General features: G+C 41.6%; 17 protein-coding genes. 14 read left to right on the top strand and 3 right to left on the bottom strand.

The window, feature by feature from the left end; translation table 11 throughout:
- The 10 genes from MP387_RS07810 to MP387_RS07765 all read left to right on the top strand — a co-directional run bounded on the left by MP387_RS07810 (position 1) and on the right by MP387_RS07765 (position 10,419).
- Positions 1-600 carry a response regulator transcription factor gene (locus MP387_RS07810; protein WP_242746108.1) on the top strand — a complete coding sequence of 200 codons (600 nt, stop codon included), beginning with the start codon at positions 1-3 and terminating at the stop codon, positions 598-600.
- Between the two features lie 318 nt (positions 601-918).
- On the top strand, positions 919-1,332 hold the full coding sequence (gene rpsL / locus MP387_RS07805; RefSeq protein ID WP_001142332.1) for a 30S ribosomal protein S12: 414 nt from the start codon (positions 919-921) through the stop codon (positions 1,330-1,332).
- Between the two features lie 19 nt (positions 1,333-1,351).
- Positions 1,352-1,822, top strand: a complete 471-nt coding sequence (gene rpsG, locus MP387_RS07800) for a 30S ribosomal protein S7 (RefSeq protein WP_000087873.1) — start codon at positions 1,352-1,354, stop codon at positions 1,820-1,822.
- A gap of 279 nt (positions 1,823-2,101) precedes the next feature.
- Positions 2,102-4,183 carry an elongation factor G gene (gene fusA, locus MP387_RS07795; RefSeq protein ID WP_000090339.1) on the top strand — a complete coding sequence of 694 codons (2,082 nt, stop codon included), beginning with the start codon at positions 2,102-2,104 and terminating at the stop codon, positions 4,181-4,183.
- Between the two features lie 323 nt (positions 4,184-4,506).
- On the top strand, positions 4,507-6,207 hold the full coding sequence (locus MP387_RS07790; RefSeq protein WP_242746105.1) for an acetolactate synthase large subunit: 1,701 nt from the start codon (positions 4,507-4,509) through the stop codon (positions 6,205-6,207).
- A complete protein-coding gene (ilvN, locus tag MP387_RS07785; RefSeq protein ID WP_001253813.1) occupies positions 6,200-6,676 on the top strand; it encodes an acetolactate synthase small subunit in 477 nt (158 codons plus the stop codon). The genes MP387_RS07790 and ilvN overlap by 8 nt, the downstream gene beginning before the upstream one ends.
- A gap of 89 nt (positions 6,677-6,765) precedes the next feature.
- Positions 6,766-7,788 carry a ketol-acid reductoisomerase gene (ilvC, locus tag MP387_RS07780; RefSeq protein ID WP_242746103.1) on the top strand — a complete coding sequence of 341 codons (1,023 nt, stop codon included), beginning with the start codon at positions 6,766-6,768 and terminating at the stop codon, positions 7,786-7,788.
- Between the two features lie 79 nt (positions 7,789-7,867).
- Positions 7,868-9,118 carry a threonine ammonia-lyase IlvA gene (ilvA, locus tag MP387_RS07775; protein WP_242746101.1) on the top strand — a complete coding sequence of 417 codons (1,251 nt, stop codon included), beginning with the start codon at positions 7,868-7,870 and terminating at the stop codon, positions 9,116-9,118.
- Positions 9,119-9,200: 82 nt separating this feature from the next.
- Positions 9,201-10,097, top strand: coding sequence for an SPFH domain-containing protein (locus MP387_RS07770; protein WP_000244062.1), 897 nt, complete (start codon positions 9,201-9,203; stop codon positions 10,095-10,097).
- A 106-nt stretch (positions 10,098-10,203) separates the two neighbouring features.
- Positions 10,204-10,419, top strand: coding sequence for a capsule biosynthesis transcriptional regulator (locus MP387_RS07765; RefSeq protein ID WP_001130031.1), 216 nt, complete (start codon positions 10,204-10,206; stop codon positions 10,417-10,419).
- 92 nt (positions 10,420-10,511) lie between these two features.
- Here MP387_RS07765 and MP387_RS07760 read toward each other — a convergent pair whose 3' ends face one another.
- Together MP387_RS07760 and MP387_RS07755 are read right to left on the bottom strand one after the other, a co-directional pair.
- Positions 10,512-11,252: an amino acid ABC transporter ATP-binding protein gene (locus MP387_RS07760; protein ID WP_000189490.1), complete on the bottom strand. Its 741-nt coding sequence runs from the start codon at positions 11,250-11,252 to the stop codon at positions 10,512-10,514.
- Positions 11,252-12,814: an ABC transporter substrate-binding protein/permease gene (locus MP387_RS07755; protein ID WP_242746099.1), complete on the bottom strand. Its 1,563-nt coding sequence runs from the start codon at positions 12,812-12,814 to the stop codon at positions 11,252-11,254. Before MP387_RS07755 ends, MP387_RS07760 begins: the two co-directional genes overlap by 1 nt.
- 130 nt (positions 12,815-12,944) lie before the next feature.
- Here MP387_RS07755 and MP387_RS07750 point away from each other — a divergent pair, with 130 nt between their 5' ends.
- Together MP387_RS07750 and MP387_RS07745 are read left to right on the top strand one after the other, a co-directional pair.
- Positions 12,945-14,840, top strand: a complete 1,896-nt coding sequence (locus MP387_RS07750; RefSeq protein ID WP_242746097.1) for a DUF2207 domain-containing protein — start codon at positions 12,945-12,947, stop codon at positions 14,838-14,840.
- A gap of 59 nt (positions 14,841-14,899) precedes the next feature.
- Positions 14,900-15,745: an undecaprenyl-diphosphate phosphatase gene (locus tag MP387_RS07745; protein WP_242746095.1), complete on the top strand. Its 846-nt coding sequence runs from the start codon at positions 14,900-14,902 to the stop codon at positions 15,743-15,745.
- A gap of 34 nt (positions 15,746-15,779) precedes the next feature.
- Here MP387_RS07745 and dinB read toward each other — a convergent pair whose 3' ends face one another.
- Positions 15,780-16,841 (bottom strand): DNA polymerase IV, encoded by a 1,062-nt coding sequence (dinB, locus tag MP387_RS07740; RefSeq protein WP_242746092.1) that lies wholly within the window; start codon positions 16,839-16,841, stop codon positions 15,780-15,782.
- A 232-nt stretch (positions 16,842-17,073) separates the two neighbouring features.
- On the opposite strand from dinB, the gene pflB reads away from it, so the two are divergent.
- Positions 17,074-19,389, top strand: a complete 2,316-nt coding sequence (gene pflB, locus MP387_RS07735) for a formate C-acetyltransferase (RefSeq protein WP_242746084.1) — start codon at positions 17,074-17,076, stop codon at positions 19,387-19,389.
- A 418-nt stretch (positions 19,390-19,807) separates the two neighbouring features.
- A complete protein-coding gene (locus MP387_RS07730) occupies positions 19,808-21,913 on the top strand; it encodes an ATP-dependent Clp protease ATP-binding subunit (RefSeq protein ID WP_242746082.1) in 2,106 nt (701 codons plus the stop codon).
- The last annotated feature ends 22 nt before the right edge of the window (positions 21,914-21,935 follow it).

Raw genomic sequence — 21,935 nt, 5'->3', positions numbered from 1 at the left:
ATGAAACTACTTGTTGCAGAAGATCAAAGTATGTTGCGAGATGCGATGTGCCAGTTGCTTACCTTTCAACCAGATGTAGAGTCTGTCCTACAAGCCAAGGATGGCCAAGAAGCAATCCAACTTTTAGAAAAAGAGTCTGTGGATATCGCCATTCTTGACGTAGAAATGCCTGTTAAGACAGGCCTCGAAGTCTTGGAATGGATACGAGCAGAAAAGCCAGAAACAAAGGTGGTTGTGGTGACGACCTTTAAGCGCCCCGGATATTTTGAACGTGCGGTCAAGGCTGGAGTGGATGCTTATGTCTTAAAAGAAAGAAGCATCGCAGACCTCATGCAGACCTTGCACACTGTTCTCGAAGGGCGCAAGGAATATTCGCCTGAATTGATGGAAGTGGTGATGACGCACCCCAATCCGTTAACAGAGCAAGAAATCGCTGTTTTAAAGGGAATTGCTCAGGGCTTGTCTAACCAAGAAATCGCAGACCAACTCTATCTATCAAATGGGACCGTCCGAAACTATGTCACCAATATTCTTTCGAAACTAGATGCTGGTAATCGAACAGAGGCAGCCAACATTGCAAAAGAATCTGGTTGGCTTTGATAAGAAGGGTTAAAAAATTCCGAAATGACAACTTGAATCAAAGGGAAACCATACTAGAAAGGAGGAGGCAAATTGCCTCCTTTTCTGGTTTAGAAAAGCGGTGAAAGCTAGTGTCAAAGAGTGAAAAGATCAGAATAAAAATGAAAAATATCTTGACAATGAAGGAAAAATTGTGTTACAATAATAGACGGTACTTTTTACTTTTGGTCTCTCAAAAGTGTACAGGGACGTGCTGACAAATGTTGCAAAAGTACACACAGATGGTAGCTGTCACCAAGTGTATCATCACCAAAAATAAAAAAACACAGGAGAATGTAGATGCCTACAATTAACCAATTGGTTCGCAAACCGCGTAAATCAAAAGTAGAAAAATCTAAATCACCAGCTTTGAACGTTGGTTACAACAGTCATAAAAAAGTTCAAACAAACGTTTCTTCACCACAAAAACGTGGTGTTGCAACTCGTGTGGGAACAATGACGCCTAAAAAACCTAACTCTGCCCTTCGTAAATTCGCTCGTGTACGTTTGAGCAACCTTATCGAAGTTACTGCCTACATCCCAGGTATCGGACACAACTTGCAAGAGCACAGCGTGGTGCTTCTTCGTGGTGGACGTGTAAAAGACCTTCCAGGGGTACGTTACCATATCGTCCGTGGTGCACTTGATACTGCAGGTGTTAACGATCGTAAACAAGGCCGTTCTAAATACGGTACTAAACGTCCAAAAGCATAAGGAAAGGGGATAAAGAGAAATGAGTCGTAAAAATAGAGCTCCAAAACGTGACGTATTGCCAGATCCGCTTTACAATTCACAACTAGTTACTCGTCTTATCAACCGCGTTATGCTTGATGGTAAACGTGGTACAGCTGCTTCAATCGTTTACGGTGCTTTTGAGCAAATCAAAGAAGCTACTGGTAACGATGCACTTGAAGTATTTGAAACAGCTATGGAAAACATCATGCCTGTACTTGAAGTACGTGCACGTCGTGTTGGTGGTTCTAACTACCAAGTCCCAGTTGAAGTTCGTCCAGAACGCCGTACAACACTTGGACTTCGTTGGTTGGTAACCATCGCTCGCCTTCGTGGTGAACACACAATGCAAGACCGTCTTGCAAAAGAAATCTTGGATGCTGCGAACAACACTGGTGCAGCAGTTAAGAAACGTGAAGACACTCACCGTATGGCTGAAGCTAACCGTGCCTTCGCACACTTCCGTTGGTAATAAAATGATACTAAGAGCGGCAAAGGCCCAAGGCAAAAATAGGAAACTGATGCAGTGTTCCGTGAACACAAAGCAGTTTATCTTTTTTGCACCGGGCCTCGCTCGAGTTCAACTCAGCTAACTTGAGCTTTTAGCCCTAGTTCAATTCAACTTGTCTACAAGTTGAAACCAACAAAAACAAGATAAACATTGAGAACGGGTAGGTCCTGCCTATCCGTTTTTATTAAAATCGTGTTATAATAGAATAGAAATTAAAAATAAATAGGAGAAACAAACCTCATGGCACGCGAATTTTCACTTGAAAAAACTCGTAATATCGGTATCATGGCTCACGTCGATGCCGGTAAAACAACAACTACTGAGCGTATCCTTTACTACACTGGTAAAATCCACAAAATCGGTGAAACTCACGAAGGTGCGTCACAAATGGACTGGATGGAGCAAGAGCAAGAACGTGGTATCACTATCACATCTGCTGCGACAACAGCTCAATGGAATAACCACCGCGTAAACATCATCGACACACCAGGACACGTGGACTTCACAATCGAAGTACAACGTTCTCTTCGTGTATTGGACGGTGCTGTTACTGTTCTTGACTCACAATCAGGTGTTGAGCCTCAAACTGAAACAGTTTGGCGTCAAGCAACTGAGTACGGAGTTCCACGTATCGTATTTGCCAACAAAATGGACAAAATCGGTGCTGACTTCCTTTACTCAGTAAGCACACTTCACGACCGTCTTCAAGCAAACGCACACCCAATCCAATTGCCAATCGGTGCTGAAGATGACTTCCGCGGTATCATCGACTTGATCAAGATGAAAGCTGAAATCTATACTAACGACCTTGGTACAGATATCCTTGAAGAAGATATTCCAGCTGAATACCTTGACCAAGCTCAAGAATACCGTGAAAAATTGGTGGAAGCAGTCGCTGAAACTGATGAAGACTTGATGATGAAATACCTCGAAGGTGAAGAAATCACTAACGAAGAATTGAAAGCTGCTATCCGTAAAGCAACTATCAACGTTGAATTCTTCCCAGTATTGTGTGGTTCTGCCTTCAAGAACAAGGGTGTTCAATTGATGCTTGATGCGGTTATCGACTACCTTCCAAGCCCACTTGATATCCCAGCAATCAAAGGTATCAACCCAGATACAGATGAAGAAGAAACTCGTCCAGCATCTGACGAAGAGCCATTCGCAGCTCTTGCCTTCAAGATCATGACGGACCCATTCGTAGGTCGTTTGACATTCTTCCGTGTATACTCAGGTGTTCTTCAATCAGGTTCTTACGTATTGAACACTTCTAAAGGTAAACGTGAACGTATCGGACGTATCCTTCAAATGCACGCTAACAGCCGTCAAGAAATTGACACTGTTTACTCAGGTGATATCGCTGCTGCCGTTGGTTTGAAAGATACTACAACTGGTGACTCATTGACAGATGAAAAAGCTAAAATCATCCTTGAGTCAATCAACGTTCCAGAACCAGTTATCCAATTGATGGTTGAGCCAAAATCTAAAGCGGACCAAGACAAGATGGGTATCGCCCTTCAAAAATTGGCTGAAGAAGATCCAACATTCCGCGTTGAAACAAACGTTGAAACTGGTGAAACAGTTATCTCAGGTATGGGTGAGCTTCACCTTGACGTCCTTGTTGACCGTATGCGTCGTGAGTTCAAAGTGGAAGCGAACGTAGGTGCTCCTCAAGTATCTTACCGTGAAACATTCCGCGCTTCTACTCAAGCACGTGGATTCTTCAAACGTCAGTCTGGTGGTAAAGGTCAATTCGGTGATGTATGGATTGAATTTACTCCAAACGAAGAAGGTAAAGGATTCGAATTCGAAAACGCAATTGTCGGTGGTGTGGTTCCTCGTGAATTTATCCCAGCGGTTGAAAAAGGTTTGGTAGAATCTATGGCTAACGGTGTTCTTGCAGGTTACCCAATGGTTGACGTTAAAGCTAAGCTTTACGATGGTTCATACCACGATGTCGACTCATCTGAAACTGCCTTCAAGATCGCGGCTTCACTTGCCCTTAAAGAAGCTGCTAAATCAGCACAACCAGCTATCCTTGAGCCAATGATGCTTGTAACCATCACTGTTCCAGAAGAAAACCTTGGTGATGTTATGGGTCACGTAACTGCTCGTCGTGGACGTGTAGATGGTATGGAAGCTCACGGTAACAGCCAAATCGTTCGTGCTTACGTTCCACTTGCTGAAATGTTCGGTTACGCAACAGTTCTTCGTTCTGCATCTCAAGGACGTGGTACATTCATGATGGTATTTGACCACTACGAAGATGTACCTAAGTCAGTACAAGAAGAAATCATTAAGAAAAATAAAGGTGAAGACTAATCAGTCCTCACTCTAGAAGGAAGTCACTTAGTGGCTTCCTTTTTTTGTCTTTAACTATTCATTTTTGCTGAATATAGTATACAGATTTGGTCGCTAAGTGAGAAAAATACTAATTCTATCCAGAAAGAAAATATTCTAATTTGCTAAATTAAAGTAAATAAAGGTTCCTAATTCCGTAGAAAAGTTAATAAAAATGAGGAAAAGATTCATAAATACACTTTTAGATAGAAAATTCAGAAAATTGACTCTTTTGCCTTGAAAATTTTTGAAAAAATGGTATGATAGTAACAAGCTATTTTTTTAAGAGAAGAGAAAGGGGAATAATGGAGAAAATCAGTTTAGAATCTCCTAAGACAGGGTCGGACCTAGTTTTGGAAACACTTCGGGACTTAGGGATTGATACCATTTTTGGTTATCCTGGTGGAGCGGTCTTACCTTTGTATGATGCGATATACAATTTTAAAGGCATTCGCCACATCTTGGGACGCCATGAACAAGGTTGTTTGCACGAAGCTGAAGGATATGCCAAATCAACTGGAAAGTTGGGCGTTGCCGTTGTCACGAGTGGGCCGGGAGCAACAAATGCCATTACAGGGATTGCAGATGCCATGAGCGATAGCGTTCCCCTTTTGGTCTTTACAGGTCAGGTTGCGCGAGCTGGAATTGGGAAAGATGCTTTTCAGGAGGCGGACATCGTGGGTATTACCATGCCCATTACTAAGTACAATTACCAAGTCCGTGAAACGGCAGATATTCCCCGTATCATTACGGAAGCTGTCCATATCGCAACGACCGGTCGTCCAGGTCCTGTTGTGATTGACTTGCCAAAGGATGTATCAGCTCTAGAGACAGATTTCATCTATTCACCAGAAGTTAATTTACCAAGTTACCAACCGACACTTAATCCAAATGACATGCAAATCAAGAAAATCTTGAAGCAATTGTCAAAAGCCAAGAAACCTGTTTTGTTAGCAGGCGGTGGTATCAGCTATGCGGAAGCTTCTAAGGAGCTCAATGAATTTGCTGAACGTTACCAAATTCCAGTAGTAACTAGTCTTTTGGGGCAAGGAACCATTGCAACGAGTCATCCGCTCTTCCTTGGGATGGGGGGAATGCACGGGTCTTTTGCAGCCAACATTGCAATGACGGAAGCGGACTTTATGATTAGTATTGGTTGCCGTTTCGATGACCGCTTGACTGGGAACCCTAAGACCTTCGCGAAGAATGCTAAGGTTGCCCATATCGACGTTGACCCAGCTGAGATTGGTAAGATTATCAGTGCAGATATTCCTGTAGTGGGGGATGCTAAGAAAGCCTTGCAGATGCTACTGGCAGAACCAACTGTTCATAACAATACTGAAAAGTGGATTGAAAAAGTCACCAAGGACAAGAATCGAGTTCGTTCTTATGATAAGAAAGAACGTGTGGTTCAACCTCAGGCCGTTATTGAACGCATCGGTGAGTTGACGAATGGAGATGCCATTGTTGTCACAGACGTAGGGCAACACCAAATGTGGACAGCTCAGTATTATCCTTACCAAAATGAGCGTCAGTTAGTCACTTCAGGTGGTTTGGGTACCATGGGATTCGGAGTTCCTGCAGCTATCGGAGCCAAGATTGCCAATCCAGAAAAAGAAGTCATCCTTTTTGTCGGTGATGGTGGCTTCCAAATGACCAACCAAGAGCTAGCGATCCTAAACATCTACAAGGTGCCGATTAAGGTTGTCATGTTGAATAACCACTCACTAGGAATGGTTCGTCAGTGGCAGGAATCCTTCTATGAGGGTAGAACTTCCGAGTCAGTCTTTGATACCCTTCCTGACTTCCAGTTGATGGCACAGGCTTATGGCATCAAAAACTATAAATTTGATAATCCAGAGACGATAGAGAAGGATCTAGAAGTCATTCTGGAGGATGTGCCCATGTTTATCGAGGTGGATATTTCTCGTAAGGAACAGGTCTTACCGATGGTACCAGCTGGTAAGAGCAATCATGAGATGTTGGGGGTGAAGTTCCATGCGTAGAATGTTAACAGCTAGATTGCAAAACCGTTCAGGAGTTTTGAATCGTTTTACAGGTGTCCTTTCTCGTCGTCAAGTCAATATTGAGAGTATCTCAGTTGGTGCGACAGAGAATCCCAATGTATCTCGCATCACCATCATTATTGATGTAGCATCTCATGATGAAGTAGAGCAAATCATTAAACAGCTCAATCGTCAGATTGATGTGATTCGCATTCGAGATATCACAGATAAACCACACTTGGAAAGAGAAGTTATCTTGGTAAAAGTATCTGCTCCTGCTGAGAAGCGTGCAGAAATCTTGGCCATTATCCAACCTTTCCGAGCAACGGTAGTAGATGTGGCTCCAAGCTCAATTACCATCCAGATGACGGGAAATGCTGAAAAGAGTGAAGCTTTATTACGAGTGATTCGACCATATGGTATTAAAAATATCGCTCGTACGGGTGCAACTGGATTTACCCGCGACTAATACTCTTTGATTTTCAATGAGTATAAAATCCAGCATAAATTTGTTTAACCAGCCTATAAGGCAATAAAAATAGAAAAGAGAGAAAAACTATGGCAGTTCAAATGGAATACGAAAAAGATGTTAAAGTAGCAGCGCTTGACGGTAAAAAAATCGCTGTAATCGGTTATGGTTCACAAGGACATGCGCATGCGCAAAACTTGCGTGATTCAGGTCGTGATGTCATCATCGGTGTGCGTCCAGGTAAATCTTTTGACAAAGCAAAAGAAGATGGTTTTGACACTTACACAGTAGCAGAAGCAACTAAATTGGCTGACGTTATTATGATTTTGGCACCAGACGAAATCCAACAAGAATTGTACGAAGAAGAAATCGCTCCAAACTTGGAAGCTGGAAATGCAGTTGGATTTGCTCATGGTTTCAATATCCACTTTGAATTTATCAAAGTTCCTGCAGATGTAGATGTTTTCATGTGTGCTCCTAAAGGACCAGGACACTTGGTACGTCGTACTTACGAAGAAGGATTTGGTGTGCCAGCTCTTTATGCAGTCTACCAAGACGCTACAGGAAATGCTAAAAACATTGCTATGGACTGGTGTAAAGGTGTTGGTTCAGCTCGTGTTGGTTTGCTTGAAACAACTTACAAAGAAGAAACTGAAGAAGATTTGTTTGGTGAACAAGCCGTACTTTGTGGTGGTTTGACTGCCCTTATCGAAGCAGGTTTTGAAGTCTTGACAGAAGCAGGCTATGCCCCAGAATTGGCTTACTTTGAAGTTCTTCATGAAATGAAGTTGATCGTTGACTTGATCTATGAAGGTGGATTCAAGAAAATGCGTCAATCTATTTCAAACACTGCTGAATACGGTGACTATGTATCAGGTCCACGTGTGATTACTGAGCAAGTTAAAGAAAACATGAAAGCTGTTTTGGCAGATATCCAAAATGGTAAGTTTGCAAATGACTTTGTAAATGACTACAAGGCTGGTCGTCCAAAATTAACTGCTTACCGTGAACAAGCAGCTAACCTTGAAATTGAAAAAGTTGGTGCAGAATTGCGTAAAGCAATGCCTTTCGTTGGTAAAAACGACGACGACGCATTCAAAATCTACAATTAATTCTTGTAAAGAGAGACAGAAGGCGAGTTGGGGGTACCTAACTCGTTTTTTATCTTGAAAAGTATTTGAGGAGGAGACAATGCTAAGTGCAAAAGATGTGGTGAAAGCCCACAAAGTTTTAAGTGGTGTAGTAGTTGATACACCACTAGAATATGATCATTATTTATCAGAAAAATACCAAGCAAAGATTTATCTCAAAAAGGAGAATGCGCAACGAGTTCGCTCTTTTAAAATTCGTGGAGCCTATTATGCCATTTCTCAACTATCAAAAGAAGAACGTGAGCGTGGTGTAGTCTGTGCCTCTGCGGGAAATCACGCTCAAGGTGTCGCCTATACTTGCAATGAGATGAAGATTCCTGCAACGATTTTTATGCCTATTACAACACCACAACAAAAGATTGGGCAGGTTCGCTTTTTCGGTGGAGAGTTCGTGACAATCAAGTTGGTAGGGGATACCTTTGATGCTTCTGCTAAGGCAGCACAAAAATTTACACTGACAGAAAACCGCACCTTCATTGATCCTTTTGATGATGCGCATGTTCAGGCTGGTCAAGGGACTGTAGCCTATGAAATTCTTGAAGAAGCCCGTAAAGAGTCTATTGATTTTGATACAGTACTTGTACCAGTAGGTGGTGGCGGATTGATTGCCGGTGTTTCTACTTATATTAAGGAAACCAATCCGACTATTGAAGTGATTGGGGTAGAAGCCAATGGAGCCCGCTCTATGAAAGCTGCCTTTGAGGCTGGGGGACCAGTTAAACTCAAAGAAATTGATAAGTTTGCTGATGGGATAGCTGTACAGAAAGTTGGACAGTTGACCTACGAAGCGACCCGTAAGAATGTTGAAACGCTGATTGGGGTAGACGAGGGATTGATTTCTGAAACCTTGATTGATCTTTATTCCAAGCAAGGAATTGTAGCGGAACCAGCAGGGGCTGCTAGTGTTGCAGCCTTGGAAGTTTTATCAGACTATATCAAAGGCAAGACGATTTGTTGTATTATTTCTGGAGGAAATAACGATATCAACCGCATGCCAGAGATGGAAGAACGTGCCTTGATTTACGATGGAATCAAGCATTACTTTGTAGTGAATTTCCCACAACGTCCAGGAGCTCTACGAGAGTTTGTAAATGACATTTTGGGACCAAATGATGACATCACTCGTTTTGAATATATCAAACGAGCAAGCAAGGGGACAGGCCCTGTCTTGATTGGGGTAGCTCTTGCCAATAAGCATGACTATGCTGGATTGATTCATCGAATGGAAAAGTTTGACCCATCTTATATTAATTTGAATGGGAACGAAACGTTGTATAATATGCTAGTTTAAGCTAAAATAAAATTATTATCATATTATTTGCGTAATAATGATGATGGTGCTATAATGATGGTGACGAAAGGGGGAGATTCCCATGGTTTTACAAATTTTACTTGTTTTATTGTTTTTAGTGGTGATTGCATCAGTGATTATGGTTAGTTCTGTGTATGTGGTTCGACAACAATCTGTCGCTATCATAGAACGCTTTGGTAAATACCAAAAGTTGAGTAATAGTGGTATTCATTTACGAGCTCCTTTTGGGATTGATAGGATTGCTGCAAGAGTTCAACTACGCTTGTTGCAAAGTGAGATTGTTGTAGAGACAAAGACGCAAGATAATGTATTTGTAACGATGAATGTGGCAACTCAGTATCGAGTAAATGAAAACAATGTCACAGATGCTTATTATAAATTGATGCGTCCAGAAGCCCAAATTAAATCCTATATTGAAGATGCTTTGCGTTCATCTGTACCAAAGCTAACCCTAGATGAGTTGTTTGAGAAGAAGGATGAAATCGCCTTAGAAGTTCAAAAACAAGTGGCGGAAGAAATGTCTACGTATGGGTATATCATTGTCAAAACGCTGATTACTAAGGTTGAACCTGATGCTGAAGTAAAACAATCAATGAATGAAATTAACGCGGCTCAACGTAAGAGAGTTGCGGCGCAAGAGCTTGCTGAAGCAGATAAGATTAAAATCGTGACCGCAGCAGAAGCAGAAGCAGAAAAAGATCGCCTACATGGTGTAGGGATTGCAGAGCAGCGTAAAGCAATTGTTGACGGACTAGCTGATTCTATCCAAGAGTTAAAAGGAGCCAATGTTGAGCTAACTGAAGAACAAATCATGTCTATCCTATTAACGAACCAGTATTTAGATACATTGAATAATTTTGCAGATAAAGAGGGTAATAATACAATCTTCCTACCAGCAAATCCTAATGGAGTTGAGGATATAAGAACTCATATATTATCGGCTTTAAAAGCCAAATAAAAATATGCAGAATAATATAGTTGCGACGAATATATGTTTTTTTATTGACAAACGAAATAAAAACGTATACAATTAAGTATTGTAAAGAATAATTTAGGAGAAGAACATGGCTAAGTCGAACTTTGAAAAAGTGGAAGCAGTTGTTGGCTGGGTTCGTGATAAGAAAATCACAGGCTACCGTATCTCTAAAGAAACGAATGCGCGTGAAATGTCTATCATTGCTCTAGCACAAGGACGCGCAAAAGTTAAAAATATTTCATTTGAAACAGCTCTTGGTTTAATCGATTTCTATGAAAAAAATCATGAAAAATTTGAAGATTAAACTGTGGTCACAGGCAGATTCCTGAGTCGAGTCTGCCTTTTCTTTACAATTACAAATTAAAAAGACTGCATTCTTTATGCAGTCTTTGTTTATTAGCTGAGATAACGTTGAAGAAACTCTTTTGTCCGTTCTTCTTTAGGGTTCGTGAAGAGTTCTTCTGGTTTGCCTTCTTCAGCAATGACGCCCTTATCCATAAAGATGACACGGTGAGAGACATCGCGGGCGAATTCCATTTCGTGGGTTACGACGATCATGGTCAAGCCTTCTTGAGCCAAATCCTGCATAATTTTGAGGACTTCTCCAACCATTTCAGGGTCAAGAGCAGATGTTGGTTCGTCGAAGAGAATGGCATCAGGATTCATGGAGAGAGCGCGGGCGATAGCCACGCGTTGTTTTTGTCCCCCTGAGAGTTGTTTCGGCTTGGCTTGCCAGTAACGTTCTCCCATGCCAACTTTTTCGAGATTCTCTTTGGCAATTTTTTCAGCTTCAGAGTGGTCGCGTTTGAGTACAGTCGTTTGGGCAACGATCGTATTTTCAAGGACATTCAGATTTTCAAAGAGATTGAAAGATTGGAAAACCATACCGAGTTTTTCACGATAATGGGTGAGGTTATAGCCTTTTTCTAAGACATTTTCTCCTCGATAGAGAATCTCTCCCTCTGTAGGTGTTTCTAGTAAATTAATCGAACGAAGGAAGGTTGATTTTCCGCTTCCTGAGCTCCCGATGATGGAAATAACCTCTCCTTTATGGACGGTGAGAGAAATGTCTTTTAGCACTTCGTTTTGCCCATAGGATTTTTTGAGGTGTTTGATTTCAAGGATTGCTTGTGTCATTATTTCAAATCCTCCGTTTGCATTTGGTTAGCACCTGTAGTGTAAGTATCCATGTCCATACGACGTTCGATGAAGCGTAGGATACGGGTCACGGTAAAGGTGAGGACAAAGTAGATCACGGCGATGATGGTAAAGGTCTGGAAGTATTGATAGGTTTGTGTTGCTACAGTATTTCCTGAGAAATAAAGCTCAACAACTGAAATAACGTTCAATACAGAGGTATCTTTGATATTGATGACAAACTCATTACCAGTAGCGGGTAGAATATTACGGATAACCTGAGGTAGGACAATCTTACGCATGGTTTGATTGTGGGTCATACCAAGAGCAGTTGCGGCTTCAAACTGTCCTTTGTCAACTGCTAGGATACCACCACGAACGATCTCTGTCATGTAGGCACCCGTATTGATTGAGACGATGAAGATAGCGGCTAGTGTGCGGTCAAGGTTGATACCGAAAGCTTGGGCAGTTCCATAGTAGATAACCATAGATTGAACAATCATCGGTGTACCACGGAAGATCTCAATATAGACATTGAGAATCCAACCGACTAGTTTCTGTAAGGCATACATTGCCTTGTTCTCAGATAGTGGAGCGGTACGGAAGACCCCGATTGCAAGTCCGATAAGGAGACCTGTGATGGTTCCGATAATGGAGATTAAGAGTGTGATACCAGCACCACGCAAGAGTTGTTGCCAGTTTTCAGAAAGTATCTTAGCGACTTGACTAAAGAAACTACTTTCTTCCTCTGTTGTTGTAGACTCCACAGGTTGCTCTTTGATCATACGATCCATGAGGGCTACTTGTTCATCCTTAGAGATGGTTTCGATGCTCGCATTGATTTGGCTGATGCGGCTGTCATCTTTACGAAGTCCAATGGCAATAGCTGTATCTTCTTCGCCAGTTTTGAAACCTGGTTGAGGTTGGATCATTTTGAACTTAGCGTTAGCAGACTCAGCGGTCATTGCTTCAGGTCGTTCAGAAACATAGGCATCAATAACACCGGCCTCCAAAGCTTGACGCATCTGAGCGAAGTCACCCATAGCAGTTTCTTTTTTGGCACCTGGAATTTGGGAAATCAAATCATAGAGGTAAACACCTTGTTGAGAAGTGATTTTTGCTCCGCTAAAGTCCTCCAAAGATTTGGCATTGGCATAGGCAGAGTCCTTTTTGACCAATAGAACAGGTTCACTAGTATAGTAACTGCTTGAAAAGGCAATTTCTTGTTTGCGTTCAGCTGTTGGGCTCATACCTGCAATGATCATATCGATCTTGCCAGAAGTAAGGGCTGGAACAAGTCCTTCCCACTTGGTTTTAACGACCAAAGGTTCCTTGCCTAGGTCTTTAGCAATCTTTTTAGCGATTTGGACATCGTAGCCATTGGCATATTGGTTGGTACCGTCAATTTTGACAGCGCCGTTACTATCATCGTCTTGGGTCCAGTTGAAGGGGGCGTACGCTGCCTCCATCCCAATGCGTAAATATTCGTCGGCTTGGACCTGGCTAACTAGTCCCAGTGTAAGGGCTAGGCTAGCAAGGATAGATAAGCATAATTTTTTCATGTTTTCTCCTATTTCTAGTCTAAAAATGACTTCTCTCTATTGTATCTAAAAATAGTGAGATTTTCAATACAAGTAAGCCTTTACTTATAAAAAATGATATAATGGTAAAAAGATTGAAAGGGAACCGATCATGAAAAAAAGATGGCTGTTGGCTTTGGTATTTACTTATTTATTATTTATACCGAGCCTGGTTTTTGCAGTAGACTTTGATATCTTATCCTATCAGGGTGATTTGAATATTCATGCAGATAATACTGCAATTTTTAAGGAAACAATTACCTACCGCTTTGGAGACGATTATAATGGTCAGTTGGTTGGACTAGGGAAAGCTGGGAAAATGCCGGAAGGATTTGACATTGATCCCGACCCGACCGTTCAGGTCTCTAAAAATGGAAGAATTGTTCAAAATGTTTCCTTCTATACTATGGAGGAAGAGGACGGCTACAAGGTGAAAATTTACAATGCTGGATATGCCGGAGATACTGTTCGGGTAACGGTTACCTGGAAACTAACAAACCCTCTCTTCTTATATAAGGACATCGCAGAGCTAAATTGGCAACCCTTGACCGATAGTACTGGGGACATCAAAGAGATTGAGTTTAAGGTCAGCTCAGATACTCCAGCAGAGAAACTCTATTTTCATGCAGGCCAACTCCTAAGGGACTCTAGTGTTGAAAAAGCAAATAATCTCTATCATGTCAAGATGAAAGATCTTCCTAGAAAGCGACAGATCGAATTACATGCCTACTGGCCTAGAAGTGCTTTTGCAGGAGCTCCAGATCAAGGATTAGAGGAAGAACGTTTAACCGATTTTAACCGGATTGAAACCAATATAGCGACAGAAAAAGCGCAAAGTGAGATTTTGATGAAATGGATGTTTCCCGTCATTTTTATGAGTCTCTTACTTTTAGTTCCTCTCTTCTATAGGATGTTTCGTCAGAGTACAAGCATTAAAAAGGTCTTTCCAAAAGATCATCGACTCTACGAACCACCGATGGATTTGCCTCCAATGGTTTTAGCAGAAGCAGTGTATTCAACTTCCTTAGAGGAAGTCAATCCCCTAAACAAGTCAGGGTTTGGTAAATTTACTTTTGAACGATTGATTCAGGCAACCTTGTTGGATCTAGTAGATCGAGGCCATTTATCTATTTTCCAAGGGGATGAGGAACCTTATGTGCGCATTATCAGTGAAAAGGGTTTGTCCAATTTTGAGAAGGAATGTCTGCGCATGACTTTGTCAAATAAGAAAGAATTGGCTATTTCAGAGCTCTTCCCTGATTACCAAGTTTCATCTTCCCTTTACCGTGGTGCCAAAGAGTCAGATGAAAAACATATCCGAGAAACAGGCTCGCGTCTCAAACGCTCCTTTGAAGGAAGACTTCAACGCATTCAGTCCTGTGTTACGGATAAGGTCCATGTACTTCGTATTCCAAGCTATTATCGTCCCTTGACAAGTGAGGAACGCCGTCTTGCTCTTGGGATGCGGGTCTGTTCAGCTATAACGGCTCTAGGTGGTCTGCTTTTCTTTTACTATAGTTGGCAGACTCACGGTTTCTTCTCAATTCCTTTCCTTCTCTTGGGGTTGACAGGGCTGGCAGCAAGTTTCTGGGTTCATTTTGAAATGCGAGGAGCCTATCGTGATGGAGTTCTAACAGAGGAAGGGGCGGAGATTTTCTATCTTTGGACTAGTTTTGAAAATATGCTTCGTGATATTGCTCATCTGGATCAGGCCGAGCTAGAGAGCATCGTCCTTTGGAACCGTCTACTGGTCTATGCGACTCTCTTTGGTTATGCCAAGAAGGTGAGCAAGTTAATGAAAGTTCGCCATATTCAGCTTGAAAATCCAGATTTGAATCTTTATGTAGCCTATGGTTGGCACTCACAGTTCTACACCTCAACTGCACAAATCAAGCAATATACTGCTGTCGCAAATACAGCTAGCAATTACTCTGTATCTTCTGGAAGTGGTTCTTCAGGTGGAGGATTCTCAGGAGGCGGAGGCGGTGGTAGTATCGGCGCCTTCTAAAAAATCTATCGCAACATCCGAAATTATGCTATAATAGAGGACAGAAAAAGGAGTAATGTATGTATTTTATTGAAATTTTGAAGTCAATCTTTTTTGGGATTGTTGAAGGAATTACAGAATGGTTGCCCATTTCAAGTACTGGCCACTTGATCTTGGTTGAAGAATTTGTCCAATACAAGGACCAAAATGAAGCCTTCATGTCCATGTTTAATGTTGTCATTCAGCTCGGCGCTATCTTAGCGGTTATGGTCATTTACTTTAACAAGCTTAATCCTTTCAAACCTGGTAAAAATAAGGTAGAAGTCCGTCGAACTTGGCAATTGTGGTCAAAAGTCTTGGTTGCAACCTTGCCTTTGCTCTTGGTTTTTAAACTAGATGATTGGTTTGATGCCAACTTCCATAACATGGTTTCAGTTGCAATCATGCTGATTATCTATGGTGTTGCCTTTATCTACCTTGAAAAACGAAATAAGGCGCAAGCCATTGAACCAACAGTAACAGAGCTTGACAAGCTGCCTTATAAAACAGCCCTTTACATTGGGCTCTTCCAAGTCCTCGCCCTCTTCCCGGGAACGAGCCGTTCAGGTGCGACGATTGTTGGTGGTTTGTTAAATGGAACGAGCCGCTCTGTCGTAACAGAGTTTACCTTCTATCTCGGAATTCCTGTTATGTTCGGAGCCAGCGCTTTAAAGATTTTCAAATTTATTAAAGCAGGTCAACTCTTGAGTTTTGGACAACTGTTCTTGCTCTTGGTTGCTATGGGTGTTGCCTTTGCAGTCAGCATGGTTGCTATTCGTTTCTTGACCAGCTATGTGAAGAAACACGACTTTACACTCTTTGGTAAATACCGTATTGTACTCGGTAGTGTCTTGTTGCTCTATAGTTTTGTGCGTTTGTTTGTATAAGAAAAAAGCTTGAGGGAATTTTCCTTCAAGCTTTTTAAAATCCTGTCACCGTAATTCCTAGTAAACGGATACCTTTTTCTTTTTCAGCTAGTTCTTCGTAGAGTTGAAGGGCAGTTTGAGAAATCTGACTAGCATCCTGTGTTGCTTTCGGAAGGCTTTTTCGTCTAGTTAGAGTAGAGAAGTCAGCATATCGTATTTTTAGGATAATGATTTTTCCAGCTTTTTCCTGCTTGCTGAGATTGAGAGCTACTTTTTCAGAGAGGAGAGTCAGCTCTTTTTTAATGTCTTCTTCTACTTGTAGGATCTTTCCATAGGTTTTTTCCTTGCCAATGGACTTGCGAATGCGATTGGACTTGACCGGTGAGTTATGAATGCCCCTGGCCTTTCGATAAAGGTCAAAACCGAGTCTGCCGAACCGATCGATTAAAGTGACTTCTGAGACCTCCAATAAGTCCGCACCAGTATAAATGCCCATTTCATGAAGACGTTCAACTGTTTTTTTGCCCACACCATGAAATTTAGCAATGTCCATTTGTTTGAGAAAGTCTTGGGCCTGATCTGGGAGGATAACTGTCAAACCATGTGGTTTTTGATAGTCACTAGCCATCTTAGCCAAGAATTTGTTATAAGAGACGCCTGCAGAAGCAGTCAGATGTAGTTCCTGCCAGATATCCTCTTGGATGAGACGAGCTATTTTGACGGCAGACTTGATACCGAGTTTATTTTCTGTCACATCTAAGTATGCCTCGTCAATACTCATAGGTTCAATCAAATCAGTGTAGCGTTTAAAAATAGCACGAATCTCAAGTCCCACAGTCTTGTATTTTTCATAATTTCCAGAGATAAAGATAGCTTGGGGACAGCGCTCATAAGCTTCTTTAGAGCTCATGGCCGAATGAACACCAAAAGCCCGCGCCTCATAGCTACAGGTAGAAACGACACCACGCCCACCTGTTTGTCTGGGATCGCTTCCGATAATGACAGGTTTGCCCTTTAACTTGGGATTATCTCTGATTTCCACCGCAGCAAAAAAGGCATCCATGTCAATATGGATGATTTTTCTGGACAGATCATTTATCAATGGAAATATGAGCATTCCAATCCCTTTCTAGTGTCATTTTCTATTTATTATACCCTTTTTTCTGAAAAAATGGGAAAGTTCAACCTGACTTTCAAAAATATAATACAGATAAGAGCAAAAAAGAGACTGTATTATAAAAGAAAGCGTCTAAAATGCCGATTTTCTCTTGTTGAAATCGGTTACTGTATGGTATACTTGACTCAAGAATGTAACAGATGACTGTTACTAGAAAAAAGAGGACATTAACATGGTTGTTAGGACAGTTGTTGAAGCACAAGATATTTTTGATAAAGCTTGGGAAGGCTTCAAAGGCGTAGATTGGAAAGAAAAAGCAAGTATTTCTCGCTTTGTTCAAGCTAACTACACACCTTATGATGGAGATGAAAGTTTCCTTGCTGGACCAACAGAACGTTCACTTCACATCAAAAAAATCGTAGAAGAAACAAAAGCACACTACGAAGAAACTCGTTTCCCAATGGACACTCGCCCAACATCTATTGCTGATATTCCAGCAGGATTTATCGATAAAGAAAACGAATTGATCTTCGGTATTCAAAATGATGAACTCTTCAAATTGAACTTCATGCCAAAAGGTGGTATCCGTATGGCTGAAACTACTTTGAAAGAAAATGGATACGAACCAGATCCAGCTGTTCACGAAATCTTCACTAAATACGTAACAACAGTTAACGACGGTATCTTCCGTGCCTATACTTCAAATATCCGTCGCGCTCGTCATGCTCACACTGTAACTGGTCTTCCAGATGCCTACTCACGTGGACGTATCATCGGTGTTTACGCACGTCTTGCTCTTTACGGTGCAGACTACTTGATGCAAGAAAAAGTAAACGACTGGAATGCGATCAAAGAAATTGATGAAGAAACAATCCGTCTTCGTGAAGAAGTAAACCTTCAATACCAAGCATTGCAACAAGTTGTTCGCTTGGGTGACCTTTACGGAGTTGATGTCCGCAAACCAGCGATGAACACGAAAGAAGCTATCCAATGGGTTAACATCGCCTTCATGGCTGTCTGCCGTGTTATCAATGGTGCTGCTACATCTCTAGGACGTGTGCCAATCGTATTGGATATCTTTGCAGAACGTGACCTTGCTCGTGGTACATTTACTGAATCAGAAATCCAAGAGTTCGTTGATGATTTCGTTATGAAACTTCGTACAGTTAAATTTGCTCGTACAAAAGCTTATGACCAATTGTACTCAGGTGACCCAACATTCATCACAACTTCTATGGCTGGTATGGGTAACGACGGTCGTCACCGTGTTACTAAGATGGACTACCGTTTCTTGAACACTCTTGACAACATCGGTAACTCTCCAGAGCCAAACTTGACAGTTCTTTGGACTGACAAATTGCCATACAACTTCCGTCGCTACTGTATGCACATGAGCCACAAACACTCTTCTATCCAATACGAAGGTGTAACAACAATGGCTAAAGACGGATACGGAGAAATGAGCTGTATCTCATGCTGTGTGTCACCACTTGACCCAGAAAACGAAGATCAACGCCACAACATCCAGTACTTCGGTGCTCGTGTAAACGTTTTGAAAGCCCTTCTTACTGGTTTGAATGGTGGTTACGACGATGTTCACAAAGACTACAAAGTATTTGACATCGATCCTATCCGTGACGAAGTTCTTGAATTCGAATCAGTTAAAGCCAACTTTGAAAAATCTCTTGACTGGTTGACTGACACTTACGTAGATGCTTTGAACATCATCCACTACATGACTGACAAGTACAACTACGAAGCTGTTCAAATGGCCTTCTTGCCAACTAAACAACGTGCTAACATGGGATTCGGTATCTGTGGATTCGCTAACACTGTTGATACATTGTCAGCTATCAAGTACGCTACAGTTAAACCAATCCGTGATGAAAATGGCTACATCTACGATTATGAAACAATCGGTGAATACCCACGTTGGGGTGAAGATGACCCTCGTTCAAACGAATTGGCTGAATGGTTGATCGAAGCTTACACAACCCGTCTACGTAGCCACAAACTTTACAAAGACGCTGAAGCTACGGTATCACTCTTGACTATCACATCTAACGTTGCTTACTCTAAACAAACTGGTAACTCACCAGTCCACAAAGGTGTATACCTCAACGAAGATGGTTCTGTGAACTTGTCTAAACTTGAATTCTTCTCACCAGGTGCGAACCCATCTAACAAAGCTAAAGGTGGATGGTTGCAAAACTTGAACTCACTTGCTAGCCTTGACTTTGGTTACGCAGCTGACGGTATTTCATTGACAACTCAAGTTTCACCTCGTGCTCTTGGTAAGACTCGTGACGAACAAGTGGATAACTTGGTAACAATCCTTGATGGTTACTTCGAAAACGGTGGACAACACGTTAACTTGAACGTTATGGACTTGAACGATGTTTACGAAAAGATCATGTCAGGTGAAGACGTTATCGTACGTATCTCTGGATACTGTGTAAACACTAAATACCTCACTCCAGAACAAAAAACTGAATTGACACAACGTGTCTTCCACGAAGTTCTTTCAATGGATGACGCATTGAGCTAAGATTCAATTAGAATGGAAAGAAAGCTAGTCTATAGGACTGGCTTTTTTGTGTACTTACATTATCTATTCAAGACTTCAAAAAATTTTTAAAAAAATAGTCAAATTTGGTCAAAAAACTATTGACTTTTACTGACCAATGTGATATAGTAGAAACATAAGGAAAATGAATTCCTTAGAAAACTTCATTTTCAATGATTCTATTTATTGAAAATGTATGATAGATACCCTAGAAAGGGGTGAGGCTTGTGTTAAATCTAACAGATTTTGAAAAGAAGATGATAAAAGGCTTATTTAAGAAAGAAAAACCAGAAATTATACGTAGGGTAGCTAGTTAGCTAGTCTAAAATTTTTAAAACAAAGGTCAAAGATAGTCAATATCAGAGATCGCATATAATTAAGAATAAACGAGGTAAAGAATATGAACAACAACTTTAATAACTTTAACAACATGGATGATTTATTTAACCAATTGATGGGTGGTATGCGAGGATACAGTTCTGAAAACCGTTGCTACTTGATTAATGGACGTGAAGTGACACCTGAGGAATTTGCTCACTATCGTGCAACTGGTCAATTGCCAGGAAATGCAGAATCTGATATGCAAATGCAACAACACGCTTCAGGTATGAAACAAGACGGTGTCCTTGCTAAACTAGGTCGTAACTTGACCGCAGAAGCTCGTGAGGGCAAGTTGGATCCTGTTATCGGACGAAACAAGGAAATTCAAGAAACATCTGAAATCCTCTCACGTCGTACGAAAAATAATCCTGTTCTGGTCGGAGATGCAGGTGTTGGTAAGACCGCAGTTGTCGAAGGCCTAGCACAAGCAATTGTGAACGGAGATGTTCCAGCTGCTATTAAGAACAAGGAAATCATTTCCATTGATATTTCAGGTCTTGAGGCTGGTACTCAATACCGTGGTAGCTTTGAAGAAAACGTTCAAAACCTAGTCAATGAAGTGAAAGAAGCAGGGAATATTATCCTCTTCTTTGATGAAATTCACCAAATCCTTGGCGCTGGCTCAATCGGAGGAGACAGTGGTTCTAAAGGGCTTGCGGACATTCTCAAGCCAGCTCTCTCTCGTGGTGAATTGACCGTTATTGGAGCGACAACTCAAGACGAATACCGTAACACCATCTTGAAAAATGCAGCTCTTGCTCGTCGTTTCAACGAAGTGAAGGTCAATGCTCCTTCAGCAGAGGATACCTTTGAAATCCTTCAAGGGATTCGTGACCTCTATCAACAACACCACAATGTTATCTTGCCAGATGAAGTCTTGAAAGCAGCAGTGGATTATTCTATCCAATACATTCCACAACGCAGCTTGCCAGATAAGGCTATTGACCTTGTAGACGTAACGGCTGCTCACTTGGCAGCTCAACATCCTGTAACAGATGTGCATGCTGTTGAACGGGAAATTGAGGCAGAAAAAGACAAGCAAGAAAAAGCAGTTGAGGCAGAAGATTTTGAAGCAGCTCTCAATGCCAAAACACGTATTGCAGAATTAGAGAAAAAAGTCGAAAACCACACAGAAGACATGAAAGTGACTGCAAGCATCAACGATGTGGCTGAATCTGTGGAACGAATGACAGGTATCCCAGTTTCACAAATGGGAGCATCAGATATCGAACGTTTGAAAGATATGGCTCATCGCTTGGAACACAAGGTTATCGGCCAAGACAAGGCGGTTGAAGCTGTAGCTCGTGCTATCCGTCGTAACCGTGCTGGTTTTGATGAAGGCAATCGCCCAATCGGTAGCTTCCTCTTTGTAGGTCCAACTGGGGTTGGTAAGACAGAACTTGCTAAGCAATTAGCGCTCGATATGTTTGGTACTAAAGATGCGATCATCCGCTTGGATATGTCTGAATACAGTGACCGCACAGCCGTATCTAAATTAATCGGTACAACAGCAGGTTATGTTGGGTATGATGACAATAGCAATACCTTGACAGAACGTGTTCGCCGCAATCCTTATTCTATCATTCTCTTGGACGAAATTGAAAAGGCTGATCCTCAAGTAATCACCCTTCTCCTCCAAGTATTGGATGACGGTCGTTTGACTGATGGTCAAGGAAATACAGTGAACTTCAAGAACACGGTCATTATCGCGACATCAAATGCTGGATTTGGTTATGAAGCCAACTTGACAGAAGATGCGGACAAACCAGAGTTGATGGATCGTTTGAAACCATTCTTCCGTCCAGAATTCCTCAACCGCTTTAACGCAGTTATCGAGTTTTCACACTTGAACAAGGAAGATCTTTCTAAGATTGTGGACTTGATGTTGGCGGAAGTCAACCAAACTTTGGCTAAGAAAGACATTGATTTGGAAGTCAGCCAAGCAGCTAAGGACTTTATCACAGAAGAAGGCTATGACGAAGTCATGGGTGTTCGTCCTCTCCGTCGCGTGGTTGAACAACAAATTCGTGATAAGGTGACAGACTTCCACTTGGATCATCTAGATGCTAAACATTTGGAAGCAGATATGGAAGATGGCGTTTTGGTTATTCGTGAAAAAGCCTAACTCAAGATTTTGAGAATAAAAA

Origin of the sequence: Streptococcus oralis (assembly GCF_022749195.1) — a bacterium.
Classification (GTDB): Bacteria; Bacillota; Bacilli; order Lactobacillales; family Streptococcaceae; genus Streptococcus; species Streptococcus oralis_CI.
The sequence above is the reverse complement of the archived record's forward strand: the minus strand, read 5'-3'. Positions and strand labels throughout refer to the sequence as shown.